We start from the raw sequence: 12,404 nt of genomic DNA, 5'->3' as shown, positions 1-12,404 counted from the left end.
AATCCCCTGGCCGACTGCCGACCTCGGGCTGAACTGCCGAGCTCGGGTGCGACTACCGACCTCGGACGACGGCCGGGCTGTCAGTCCGTGGGCGGCGTGACCGATCCGCGGTCGGTGACCTGCGGCGACACCAGCCGGGTGCTGGCCAGTGCGTCACCCTCCAGCTGGGCCATCGCCATCTCCAGTGCGACCCGGCCGATGTCCTCGCCCGGCACGTCGATCCCGGTCAGCGGCCGGGGGAGCGCGGTGCCGGTGTCCGCGGCGCCGATCGCCACCACCGAGATGTCCTCCGGCACCCGCACCCCGCGTCGCTCCAGCGCCGACATCACGCCGGGCAGCGCCAGCTCGTTGTGCACCACCAGCCCGGTGACGCCCGGGGTCTCGTCCAGCACCCGCTCCAGGGCCGCGACGCCGCCGGCGAAGTGCGGGTCGCACGGCAGCATGGTGACCTCGGCCCCGCGCAGCTCCGACTCCTCAGCCACCCCGGCCCGCATCCGGATCGCATAGTTCGCCCGGCGGTCGATCCGCTCCTGCGAGGCACCGATCAGGGCGAGCCGGCGGTGGCCCGCGTCCGTGAGCGTGCGGACCGCCGACCGCCCGGCGGCGGTGAAGTCCAGGTCCACGCAGGACAGCCCGCTCGGGTCGGAGGGCACACCGATCAGGACCGACGGCTGCTTCAGGGCGCGCAGGGCGGGCAGCCGCTCGTCCTCGGCCTCGACGTCCATCACGATGATCGCGTCGGCCATCGACGACGACGCCACCCGGTCCACCCCGTTGCTGTCGTCCTGGGTGAGCAGCAGGACGTCGTGGTCGTGCGCGCGGGCCGCGGTCACCACCCCGCCGACGAACTGCATGATGATCTGGACGTTGATCCCGGGCCGGAACGGCACCATCAGGGCGATGATGTTGCTCCGGCTGGAAGCCAGGGCGCGGGCACCGGCATGGGGTCGGTAGCCGAGGTCGCGGATGGTGCGCTCCACCCGTTCCCGGGTCCGCGGCGAGATCGGTCGTTTACCGCTGAGCACGTAGCTCACCGTGGAGGCCGAGACCCCCGCGGCCTTCGCCACCTCGTCGATCGTCGCCATGGCCGACACCCTAGTGCGCGGTGGCGAAGCGATTCGACCGCGTCCCGCCCCGTGATGGCGCCCCTCGTGCCGCCAGCGACGCGCCCGGTCGTCGAACCCGATGTCGACACGTCGTCGGGAGGGTCGCGGGAGCGTTCCCACCGCGCTATCGTATCGTTTCGACACCCGCCGACATCGTCGTCCGCACCGTGGCCCCGCGCCCGGGGACCGGACGCCCGGCCACCCACCGATCCGAAGGATCCGCATGAGCTCCACCCGACCGTCCGGACGCCAGTTCCCCGCCGACTTCGTCTGGGGCTCGGCCACCGCCGCCTATCAGATCGAGGGTGCCGCCACCGAGGGTGGTCGTGGCCCGTCCATCTGGGACACCTTCGCCGCCGTTCCCGGTGCCGTGCTCAACGGCGACACCGGCCTGGTCGCCGACGACCACTACCACCGGGTGCCCGAGGACATCGCCCTGATGCAGCAGATCGGGCTGGAGGCCTACCGGTTCTCCATCTCCTGGCCGCGGGTCCAGCCCGACGGCTCGGGGGAGTGGAACGCCGAGGGCATCGCCTTCTACGTGGATCTGGTCGACCGGCTGCTCGCCGCCGGGATCAACCCGGTCGTCACGCTCTACCACTGGGACCTGCCGCAACCGCTGGAGGACCAGGGCGGCTGGACCAACCGGCGCACCGCCGAGCTGTTCGCCGACTACGCCCGCAAGATGGCCGAGGTCCTGGGCGACAAGATCGAGATCTGGACCACCCTGAACGAGCCGTGGTGCTCCGCGTATCTGGGCTACGCCTCCGGGGTGCACGCCCCGGGCCGCCAGGACCAGGCCGCCTCGCTCGCCGCCGTCCACCACCTCAACCTGGCGCACGGCCTGGCATCGACCGCGATCCGCGAGGTGCTCGGCGAGGACACCACGATCTCGATCACGCTCAACCTGCACGTCACCCGCGCCGACTCCGAGTCGGCCGAGGACCTCGCCGCGCGCCACAAGATCGACCTGATCGCCAACGAAGTCTTCCTGCAGCCCATCCTGGACGGCCACTACCCGGAGGAGGTCCTCGCTCAGACCGCCGCGATCTCCGACTGGTCCTTCGTCCAGGACGGCGACCTCGACCTGATCCACCAGCCGCTCAGCCTGCTCGGCGTCAACTACTACTCCACCGGGCGGGTCCGCCGCCTGCAGGGTGAGGCCAAGGTCGGTGACGGCAGCCCCGGCGTCGACGGCCACAAGTCCTCCGCGGTCAGCACCTGGGTCGGTGCCGAGGACGTCGAGTGGCTCCCGCAGCCCGGTCCCCACACCGCGATGGGCTGGAACCAGGAGCCGCAGGGCCTGACCGACCTGCTGGTCTCGCTGCACCAGCGCTACCCCGGACTGCCGATGGCCATCACCGAGAACGGTGCCGCCTTCGCCGACGAGGTCTCCGCCGACGGACGGGTGCACGACCTGGACCGGGTCAGCTACCTGCACGACCACATCGACGCCGTGGGCGCCGCGATGGACCAGGGCGCCGACGTGCGCGGCTACTTCGTCTGGTCGCTGTTCGACAACTTCGAGTGGGCCTACGGCTACGACCGCCGGTTCGGGATCGTCCGGGTCGACTACGACACCCTGGAGCGGATCCCCAAGGACTCCGCGCTCTGGTACGCCGAGCTGATCCGCACCGGTGCCATCGCCCCGGCCGAGACGGCCGCCGATCTGACCTGACCGGCCGGAGCCGGACACCGCGCACCGCCCGCCCCCGACCCTTCGGTGGCGGGCGGTGCGCTGCGCCCGGGGGCCGTCGTTCCCGATCGACCCGGTCGTGGGGCGATCCGCCGAACAGCGCGCACAGGTCGTGCGACCGAGGTCCCCGCACCTCGTCGCCGCACCGTGCGCGATCGGGGAAGATGGACCCGTGCCCCGTTCCCGTCGCTCCGGCAAGCGCCCCTACAGCGCCGAGCACGTTCCGCTCGACCTCGACCGGGTCGGTGGCATCCGTCGCGCGGAGTCCGGACCCGACGGCGAGTGGACCACCCAACGGGTCCGTGGCTCCGACCGCACCTTCCGCTGCCCCGGCTGCGACCAGCTGATCGCGACCGGCACCCCGCACGTCGTCGCCTGGCAGGCGGACGGCATCCTCGGCGACACCGCCGCGCTGGAGAACCGCCGGCACTGGCACACCTCCTGCTGGGAGGCCCGGCTCCGCCGCCGCCCGACCCGCTGACACCGCGACCCGTTCCCCGCGCGCGGTCACTCCGCGTGCCCCGTTCCTCGCACTCCGCGCGCTCCGTTCCCCGCGCACCCGCACTCCGCGCACTCCGTCCCGCGCGCTCCCTCACTCCACGCGCCCCATGTCGCGCGAGAGCCCATTCCTCCGTGCGCCCCGGCCGCCGAGAAGCCACCTCACGTCGCCCAGATCGCCCGCGGGCCGACACGAACCGGCTTCTCGACGGGCGCGTAGGCTCGGCGGCGATGAGCGCCGAGATCCGATCCCTGACCGTCCTGCCCGCACATCGGGAGGACATCGAGCTGCACACCGCCGACGGCCTGACCCTGGTCGGGGAGCTCGCGCTCCCGGTCGACCCCGACGGCACGCCCCGCACCCCGGCCGCCACGCTGGTCACGCTGCACCCCCTGCCCACGCACGGCGGGTACATGGACTCGCACGTGCTGCGCAAGGCGTCGTGGCGGCTGCCCGCCCTCGCCGACATCGCGGTGCTGCGGTTCAACACCCGAGGCACCAGCAGCCCGCGCGGCACCAGCGAGGGCAGCTTCGACGAGGGCCGCTCCGAGCGCTTCGACGTGCACGCCGCGATCGAGTTCGCCGAGTTCCGCGACCTGCCGCACCCCTGGCTGGTCGGTTGGTCCTTCGGCACCGAGCTCACCCTGATGCACGGACTCGACCCGCTGATCGAGGGCGCGATCCTGCTCTCCCCGCCCCTGCACCGCGCGACGGACACCGACCTGGACGCCTGGGACGCCGACGGCCGTCCGCTGGTGGCGCTGGTCCCCGAGCACGACGACTACCTGCGCCCCGACGAGGCGCGCCGCCGATTCGCCCGGGTGCGCCAGGCCGAGGTCATCGGCATCGACGGCGCCAAGCACCTGTGGGTCGGCGAGCCCTACGTCCGCCGGGTCCTGGACGAGATCGTCGGCCACGTCCGGCCCGGGTTCGCCCTCCCGCTGCCCACCACCTGGGACGGCCCCGTGCAGCAGGCCGACCCGGAGCCCCGGACCGAGGAGGGCTGATGATCGTCCAGCACACCCTGCGTCCCGGGAATCCGGGCCGCACCCCGCTGGTCCTGCTGCACGCCTTCCCGGTCGACGCGCGGATGTGGTCCGGGCTGGCGCCGCTCGTGTCCGACGGGACCCCGGTCCTGGCCTTCGACCTGCCCGGTATGGGCGCGGCGGGCCTCCCCGACGCGCGCACGGACGCCACCCCGTCGGTCGAGGCCGCCGCGGATGCGGTCGCGGCGGCGTTGCCCGGCCCCGCGGTGATCGCCGGACTGTCGATGGGCGGCTACGTGACACTCGCGCTCGCCGAGCGGCACCCGCAGCTGGTCGCCGGACTCGCGCTCCTGGACACCAAGGCGGTCGCCGACACCGACGAGGCCGCCGCCCACCGCCGACGGATCGCGGACGAGGCCGAGCGCACCGGTTCGGTCGACCCGGTACGTGGCATGGCCCGGTCACTGCTCGGCGCCACGACGCTGGCCGAGCGTCCCGCGCTCGTCGACGTCGTGACCGGGTGGATCGACGACCAGGCCCCCGCGGGGATCGCCTGGTCCCAGCGAGCGATGGCCGCTCGCCCGGACCGGACGGCGGTGCTCCGCGGCTGGACCGCGCCCGCACTGGTGCTGGTCGGTGCCGAGGACGGCCCCACTCCGCCGGAGCAGGCCGAGCTGATGGCCGCGGAGCTCGGCGTGACAGCGGTCGTCGTGCCCGCAGCGGGACACCTCACCGCCGTCGAGCAGCCGGAGGCCGTCGCGGGCGCGCTGAACGACTTGCTCGCCCGGCTCTGACCGTTCAGTCGTCGCCCAGCACCCGGGACAGGGCGAGCGGCAGGTCCAGCGACTCCCCGTCCTTGCCCCCGGCACCGATCACCAGCGGCGGGTCCTGCGGCTCGAGGTGCACCCCACGCCACCGGGCACCGAGCGATCCCGGCACGGTGAGCACGTAGAACTCCCCGTCGGTCCCGATCGCCACCGTGCGGTCGCGGCGCAGGTACCACCCGTCGATCCCGGTGCGGAACGATCCCCGGCCGCCGTAGCCCTGAGCGCGCAGTGGCTCCGGCCTCACCCCGCGCGCTCGGGCGTCGACCAGGAACCCCTGGATCAACGCCCGGGCGCGATCGGATTCGGCACGCTGCCGAGCGAGCAGCGCCGCCTCGTGTGCCGTGGCCGCCTCCCGGCGTCGATCCCGCCAGTCGGCGGCCGCGGACCCGGTCACTTCTGCTCGGCCCCGGACCGGTCGTCGGTCGCCGGCTCGACCGAGGTCACGGTGCCGTCGGAGTCATCTCCGCCGGACCTGTCCTCGTCGGAGCTGTCCTCGGGACGGCCGGCGCCGGAGCGGTCCTCGCCCGAGGCGGCCGGCTCGGCCTCCGTCCCCGTGGTGGCCTCCGTGCTCCCCGCCGTCTGCGTGGCCTGCACCGCCTCCGTGCCCTGCACGTCCTCCGGTGCCTTCGCCTCGCCCGAGGTCCCGGCGTCGTCCTGGGTCGCCGTCGTCGCGGCCTCGTCGGTCTCCTCGATCGGCTGGGCCGCTGCTTTCTTCGGACCGGCTGCCGACACCGGAGCCGGCCGCGCCTTGGACTTGGCCGGGGTCCGCGCGGGCTTGGCCGCCGCGGGCGTGGCCTCGCGCTCGAACTTGGCCTGCGCCTTGTCCGCCCGCTCCAGGGTCTGGCGGTTGGGCACCGGGTCGGATCCGAGCAGATTCCGCAGCTCGTCCAGGTAGCTGGTGATCGACTCGCGCTGACGGTTCAGGTCCTCGACCTGACGCTGGGCGGTCGTCCGCTCGCGCTCGGCCTCGCTCATCGACTCGGACAGCGTCTTCTCGGCGTGCTCGCGCGCCTCGGCCACGACCCGGTCGGCGTTCTGCCGGGCGTTGGACAGCAGCTCCTTGGCCTGGTTCTGCGAGTCGAGCCGGACCCTCTCGGCCTGCTCGAGCGCCTTCGCCACCCGCTGCTCGGCCGCGGCGGCGTGCGCCTCCGCGTCGGAGACCAGCTTCTCGGTCTCGGTACGGGCGACCGCGTGCCGCTCGGCGTCGGCGCGCTCGGCCTCCTCCCGCTGGGTCGCGATCGAGAGCTCGGCATCGGCCAGGGCTTGGCGGGCCCGCTGCTGGAGCGTGTCCGCCTCGGTCCGCGCCCGGCCGGCGAGCTCCTCGGCCTGGCGGCCGGCCTCGGTCAGCTGGCGCTCGACCTGCAGGCGGGTCTGCTCGCGCAGGTCGTCGGTCTCGCGCCGGGTGTCGGCGCGCAGCTCGTCGGTCTCACGCTGGGTGGTGGCCCGGAGCTCGGTGGTCTCCCGTTCGGCGGTGGCGCGCAGCTCGTTCGCGTACTGCTCGGCCTGCGCCCGCAGGGTCGTGGTCTCGTGGTCGGTGCGCTCGCGCAGCTCGGTGGTCTCCCGCTCCGCGGTGGCCCGCAGCTCGGCCACGTACTGCTCGGACTCCGCGCGCACCGTGCTGAGCTCCTGCTCCGCCTGCTGGCGGGTCGCGGCGATCTCCTCCGCGACCTGGGCCCGGAACTCGGCGGTCTCGCGGTCCGCGGTGGCCCGCACGAACCCGGAGTACTGGTCCGCCTCGGCCCGCACCGCGCTGGTCTCGGCGGCGACCTTCTGCTGCAGCTCGGTCGCGGACCGCTCGGCGGCGGACCGCACCTGGTCGGCGTAGGCGGCGGCCTCGGCGCGCAGCCGGTTGACCTCCTCGCCGACGGACTGCCGCAGCTGCGCGGCCTCGGCGGAAGCGGTGGACCGCTGTTCGGCCGCCCACCGCTCGGTCTCGGTCCGCAGCTCGGCGATCTCGGTCGCGGCCTGCCGGCGCTGCTCGGACGTCTCGGACTCGGCCAGCTGACGCTGGGCGGAGGTGTCGGCGTCCGCGCGCTGGCGCAGGTCCTGGTCGTAGTGCTCGGCCTCGGCGCGCAGTGCCGAGGTCTCGGCCTCGGTGGTGCTGCGCAGCTGCTCGGCGGTCTGCTCGGTGCTGATCCGCAGCTCGGTGGTCTCCCGCTCCACGGTCGCGCGCAGCGTGCCGAGCTCACGCTCCAGGCTCGCCCGCCGCTCGCTGGACTCGGTGGCCTGGGAGGTCTGGATCCGGGCGGCCTCGCGCTCCGCGGACCCGACCATCTCCTCCGCACGGCGCTGGGCCGCGGTCAGGACGCTCTCCGCCTCGGCGTGGGCGGTGGTCCGCTCCTCGGTGGCCTCCCGCTTGGCGGTGGCGATCAGCTCGGCGACCTCGTTCTCCGCCCGGGCGCGCAGCTGCCCGGCGGCGAGCCGCGCCCGGGCCAGGGCGTCGGAGGCCTGCGCGTTCGCCTGCTGCACGACGTCGGAGGACTGCTCCTCCGCGGACCGCAGCAGCATCTCGATCCGCGAGCCGAGCCCCGAGTAGGTGGGACGCTCCGCCTCCCGGAGCTGTCGGTGCGCCTCGGAGAGCTCTCCGGAGATCTGCAGCATCCGCTCGTCCAGCGACGACACCTGCGAGCGGGCCTCGCCGAGAGCGTGTTCCAGCTCGGCCATCCGGCTGTCGACCTGTTCGCGGTCGTAACCGCGGAAATTGACGACCGGGAACAGCATGCGGTCCTCTGGCACGGAAGATCCTCCTGGGGCATGGCAGCGGTGGCTCCCGACGGATCGGGAGGGACACACGGCTGCGGCCACGGCCGGCGTCCGCGATCCAGGGTATCCGCCACCAGGGTGGTCGAGGCAGTGCCGACGTGCGGACCTGGGGACCATCGACGGCCGATCGGGACCGTGGACAACCGGTCGCGAGGTGCCCGAAGTGTCCGGATGCCTGCTCAGCTGCCTATCCTGGTGCGTCACGTCAGGAAGGAACATGCGTGCTTCAGCGACTCATCGCCGCCCTGCTCGGGCTGCTGGGCCTCGCCGCCGCGGCTCTGGGGATCGCCTCGGCGACCGCCTGGCGTGCGGACGACCCCCTGGTCGCCTCGGCGACCGCCGACACCCCGACCCTGGTCACCGAACCCGGTGTGCTCGAGGTCGCGGGTGAGCCCGTCACGGTCACCGTCCGCGCGGACGGCTCACCGGTCGTCCTGGTCGTCGGCCGGGACACGGACGTCTCGGCCTGGATCGGGACCGACCCGCACCAACTGGTCACCGGACTGTCCGACTGGCACGACCTGGCGCTGAGCGACGGCACCACCCCGGAGCCGACCGCGTCCGCCGACGCCACCGCGTCCGCCGAGGCCACGGCCGACGCCGTCGAGCCCAGCCCGTCCGCGTCCGCCGACGCCGCCGAGGCGGGGACCGCGGCCGACCCCACCGGTTCGGACATGTGGGTCACCGAGGTGACCGGCGACGGATCGGCCTCGCTGGAGTGGACTGCACCCCCGTCCGGCCGCTGGTCGCTGATGGCGGTCAGCCTCGGCGCCAGCGACCCGACGCTCGAGCTGTCCTGGCCGCAGGAGGTGACCACTCCCTGGCTGTGGCCCGGGGTGGCCGCCGGAGTCCTGCTGATCGCCGTCGCGGTCGTCCTGGCCATCCGGATCCGGCGTTCCGCCTCCGGCGCGGACTGGCACGACGTCTCCACCGGCATGATCGCCGTCGTGACCCCGCAGGTCCCCGGCGGCGACCCGGCAACCGGAGGCCCCGCACCCGCCACCACCGGCACGATCCCGCCGATCGACCCGGCCACCGGTCTGCCGCTGACCCGCCGCCAGATCCGGGAGGCCGAGGCCGCTGCGATCGCCGCCCGCCGCGGTCGGCGTGGCGCCACCGGTGCGATCCCGACCGTCACCGGCGCGATCCCGACCGTCACCGGTGCGATCCCGACGACGACCGGGGCGACCCCCACGGCGACCGGGGCGACCCCCACGGCGACCGGTCCGATCCCGGCCGCTCCGCCCGCCGACCCGTCCCCGACCGGTCCGACCGAGTCCGGCTCGGGCACGACCGCCGTGACGACCCCGGCAGGAAAGGGACCGGTCGACGACGTCGGTGCGGCCACCCCGGTCGACTCCTCGCACACCGAGGACGCTCCCGCACCGGCGGAGACCGCGGTCGACCAGCAGCCCGGCACGCCGGGAGCCCGCAGCGGCCGTCGCCCGTTGTTCGGCCGTCGACGCGATCCGTCCGCGACCGAGGAGACCGGCACGGACGCGACCGCGACCGCACCGGACAGCGCGTCCTCCGGAGCAGCGTCCACTCAGGTCGCCCCGCCCGCGCCGTCGACCGCGACCCCGAGCGGGAGCACGACCCCGACCGGGGGAGCCGGATCCCCCTCGTCGCCGAGCGCTCCCACGAGCAGTCCGGACGGCGGTGCGCGTCCGATCGGCCAGGGCGGGCCCGGTGCCACAGCCGCCCCCGATGCCGCACCGAGCGGAGCGGACACCGGGGATGCGGCCGCCGAGCCGCGCACCGACGAGACGGCGCCCCGCCGCGGGCTCGCCGACCGCCTGCCGTGGCGCCGCTCGCGTGACCAGGAACCGGCGGCCCCGGCGACCGACGGACCCACGCCCGCGCCCGGGGCGTCCACGACACCCGACGACGACGCCGCACCGGCGGTCCCGGGGGTCGACGAGGAGGACGACAGCCTGTCCAGCACCCAGCGCGCCGACTCGTGGCGCCGGATGTGGGGCTTCCCCGCCGACGCCGAGCCCGACCAGCCCGAAGCCGACCGCAGCACCGATCGGGAGGAGGACCGATGACCGCCCGCCGACGTCGTGGCTCGCTCGCCCTGGCCCTCACCGCCGTGATCGCTCTGGCAGGCTGCGCCAACCCCGTTCCCGAACCGCAGCCGGAGGCGGTCCCCGCGCAGGCGCCGCCCGTCCTGGACGCGACCCAGTCGACCTCGATCCTCGAGCAGGTGGGGGAGGTGCTCGCCGCCGGGGACAGCGCGCTCGACCCGGCCGGTCTCAGCGCGCGGCTGAGCGGTCCCGCACTGGCGATCCGCGGTGCGGAGTACACCCGGGCGCAGGCGACCAACGGGGAGCGTGCGCCGGTGGTCATCCCGACGACCGCGCAGACCACGATCACCCCGGACACCACGACCTGGCCGCGGACCCAGATGGTCGTGACCGAGCAGCCGGCGGATCTGCAGGCGCCGTTGCTCCTGGTGCTGATCCAGGAGAGCCCGCGCGACGACTACCACCTCTGGGCCTGGGCCCGACTCGGCGAGGGGGTCCAGATGCCCGCCACCGCCGAGCCGGACACCGGCAGTCCGCTGATCACCGCGGACGACGACTCGCTGCTGGTCACGCCCCAGGACGTGGTCGGCCAGTACGCCGACGTCCTCACCAACGGTGACGCGTCGCCCTACGCCGCGACCTTCGGGACCAACTTCTTCCGCACCGCGATCGAGGCCGCCCGGGCGCAGACCGTGCAGAGTCTGCAGGCGGTGGCCACGGTCACCGAGACGGTCTCCCCCGAGGCCGGGGCGGTCACCGCGTTGGGCACCGTCGACGGGGGAGCGATCGTGGTCGGGCAGCTGACCACCGTCACGACCGCGGCACTCAGCCAGGGCAGCATCACGCTGAACGACCCCTTGGACGCCGCGCTGGCGGGCAAGGACAGCGTCAGCCAGAACCTGGTGCGCACCTGGACCGACGTCGTCGCCTTCTACGTGCCCCCCGCGGGCAGCGACACCGGCGTGCAGGTGCTGGCCGCCGAGCACGCCCGGACCGCCGTCACCGGCGAGTGAACGTTCTACCCAGCAGAGCAGGAGCGAGAGCAGCATGACCCAGAACCCGGCCGGCGAACCCCGGCTCAACATGCGCGGCGCGGTGGACCTGTCGAGCCTGGCCCGGCCGGCCACTCCGCCGCCCGGGACGCCCGGGGGACTGGCCGCGCCCGGTCCGTGGGTGATCGACGTGGACACCGAGGGCTTCCCCGCCCTGGTGCAGTCCTCGACCGGCCACCCCGTGATCGTGCTGCTCTGGGCCTCCTGGAGCGAGGCGAGCACCACCTTGGCCACTGATCTCGGATCCCTGATCGGCGAGTACGGCGGTCGCCTGCAGCTGGCTCGGATCGACGCCGACGCCAACCCGCAGGTGGCGGCAGCGTTCCAGAGCCAGTCGGTGCCGACGGTGGTCGCGGTGCTGGCGGGGCAGCCGCTGCCCCTGTTCCAGGGCGCGCCCGAGCGCGCGCAGATCAAGGACGTCCTGGACCAGGTGCTGCAGGCCGCCGAGGCGAACGGCATCACCGGCTCGGCACCCGGCACCGACGGTGCGCCTGCCCCGGTCGCCGAGCCCGAGGAGCCGCCGCTCCCGCCCCTGCACCAGGCCGCCTACGACGCGATCGAGGCCGACGACTTCCCCGCGGCGACCGCCGCGTACGAGCAGGCGCTGCGCGAGAACCCGCGCGACGACCTGGCCAAGGCCGGTCTGGCGCAGGTCGGACTGCTCACCCGGACCAGGGGAGCGGACCCGGCGTCGGTGCGGAAGGCGGCGGCCGACGCCCCGGGAGATGTGGACGCCCAGTTGGCGGTGGCGGACCTGGATGTCCTCGGGGGCCAGATCGACGACGCGTTCGGACGGTTGATCGACACCATCAGGGTCACCTTCGGGCCCGATCGCGAGCGGATCCGCACCCGGCTCGTCGACCTGTTCGAGGTGGTCGGCTCGGAGGATCCGCGGGTCCAGGCCGCGCGACGCGCACTGGCCAGCGCCCTCTACTGAGCTCGATCGACGACACCCCCGCCCGTTCCCCTCGGAACCGGCGGGGGTGTCGTCGTACCGGCGCCCGCGCGTCTGACCTGCGACTGTGTGGCCGCCGTCACCCCTCGGCGAGTTGACGCCCGCTCCGGCCGCTGCGTAATGTTCTCGACATCGCCCGGCAGGGAGGAACGGACACCGCGGATCACACCCGGTGGCTGGTCCCCGCGGGTGATCACCCCCTCGGTATGAGACCTCTTGGGAGCTTCGGTTCCTGGGGATGGCGCTGCCGGGGTGGATTCGCTGGTGGGGAGGGTCCGGACGGACTTGACCGGCTGGGGCGGGTCCGCTAAGTTTGAACGGTTGCCTCCGGTCAGGTGCTCGTAAGAGCGGTGAGGGATGCGCGTCTGTTCTTTGAGAACTCAACAGTGTGCCTAAGTAGTTGATGCCAAATGGCTCGGCTTCTTGGATCTGGCCTCGTGATGGGGTTGGTGAAGGGGGGGTTGAAGCTTTTGGTTGCCAGGCGGTCCGACCC

Annotated in this window: 10 protein-coding genes; 7 read left to right on the top strand and 3 right to left on the bottom strand. The window is 73.9% G+C overall.

The genetic code is table 11. The features are described 5' to 3' along the window. Positions 1–80: 80 nt before the first annotated feature. Positions 81–1,085 carry a LacI family DNA-binding transcriptional regulator gene (locus tag OGL89_RS03450; protein WP_263118474.1) on the bottom strand — a complete coding sequence of 335 codons (1,005 nt, stop codon included), beginning with the start codon at positions 1,083–1,085 and terminating at the stop codon, positions 81–83. Positions 1,086–1,329: 244 nt separating this feature from the next. On the opposite strand from OGL89_RS03450, the gene OGL89_RS03445 reads away from it, so the two are divergent. From OGL89_RS03445 to OGL89_RS03430, 4 genes are all read left to right on the top strand, one after another. After that, on the top strand, positions 1,330–2,784 hold the full coding sequence (locus tag OGL89_RS03445; protein ID WP_263118472.1) for a family 1 glycosylhydrolase: 1,455 nt from the start codon (positions 1,330–1,332) through the stop codon (positions 2,782–2,784). Positions 2,785–2,974: 190 nt separating this feature from the next. Next, entirely contained in the window at positions 2,975–3,283 is a 309-nt protein-coding gene (locus OGL89_RS03440; RefSeq protein ID WP_263118471.1) for a hypothetical protein, read from the top strand. A gap of 248 nt (positions 3,284–3,531) precedes the next feature. Next, positions 3,532–4,308: an alpha/beta hydrolase gene (locus OGL89_RS03435; RefSeq protein ID WP_263118470.1), complete on the top strand. Its 777-nt coding sequence runs from the start codon at positions 3,532–3,534 to the stop codon at positions 4,306–4,308. Further along, entirely contained in the window at positions 4,308–5,081 is a 774-nt protein-coding gene (locus tag OGL89_RS03430; protein ID WP_263118469.1) for an alpha/beta hydrolase, read from the top strand. Before OGL89_RS03435 ends, OGL89_RS03430 begins: the two co-directional genes overlap by 1 nt. Before the next feature lie 4 nt (positions 5,082–5,085). Here the strand turns inward: OGL89_RS03430 and OGL89_RS03425 are convergent, their stop codons facing one another. Together OGL89_RS03425 and OGL89_RS03420 are read right to left on the bottom strand one after the other, a co-directional pair. Then, a complete protein-coding gene (locus OGL89_RS03425; RefSeq protein WP_263118468.1) occupies positions 5,086–5,508 on the bottom strand; it encodes a hypothetical protein in 423 nt (140 codons plus the stop codon). Further along, on the bottom strand, positions 5,505–7,850 hold the full coding sequence (locus OGL89_RS03420) for a hypothetical protein (protein WP_263118467.1): 2,346 nt from the start codon (positions 7,848–7,850) through the stop codon (positions 5,505–5,507). The genes OGL89_RS03425 and OGL89_RS03420 overlap by 4 nt, the downstream gene beginning before the upstream one ends. A gap of 248 nt (positions 7,851–8,098) precedes the next feature. On the opposite strand from OGL89_RS03420, the gene OGL89_RS03415 reads away from it, so the two are divergent. Genes OGL89_RS03415 through OGL89_RS03405 form a run of 3 tightly spaced genes read left to right on the top strand, consistent with a single transcriptional unit; the run spans position 8,099 to position 11,893 of the window. Further along, positions 8,099–9,925, top strand: coding sequence for a hypothetical protein (locus tag OGL89_RS03415; RefSeq protein WP_263118466.1), 1,827 nt, complete (start codon positions 8,099–8,101; stop codon positions 9,923–9,925). Next, positions 9,922–10,917 carry a hypothetical protein gene (locus OGL89_RS03410; RefSeq protein ID WP_263118465.1) on the top strand — a complete coding sequence of 332 codons (996 nt, stop codon included), beginning with the start codon at positions 9,922–9,924 and terminating at the stop codon, positions 10,915–10,917. Before OGL89_RS03415 ends, OGL89_RS03410 begins: the two co-directional genes overlap by 4 nt. Positions 10,918–10,951: 34 nt before the next feature. Beyond that, positions 10,952–11,893, top strand: coding sequence for a tetratricopeptide repeat protein (locus tag OGL89_RS03405; protein WP_263118464.1), 942 nt, complete (start codon positions 10,952–10,954; stop codon positions 11,891–11,893). Positions 11,894–12,404 lie beyond the last annotated feature (511 nt).

Origin of the sequence: Cellulomonas sp. RIT-PI-Y (assembly GCF_025642745.1) — a bacterium.
Taxonomy (GTDB): Bacteria; Actinomycetota; Actinomycetes; order Actinomycetales; family Cellulomonadaceae; genus Cellulomonas.
The sequence above is the reverse complement of the archived record's forward strand: the minus strand, read 5'-3'. Positions and strand labels throughout refer to the sequence as shown.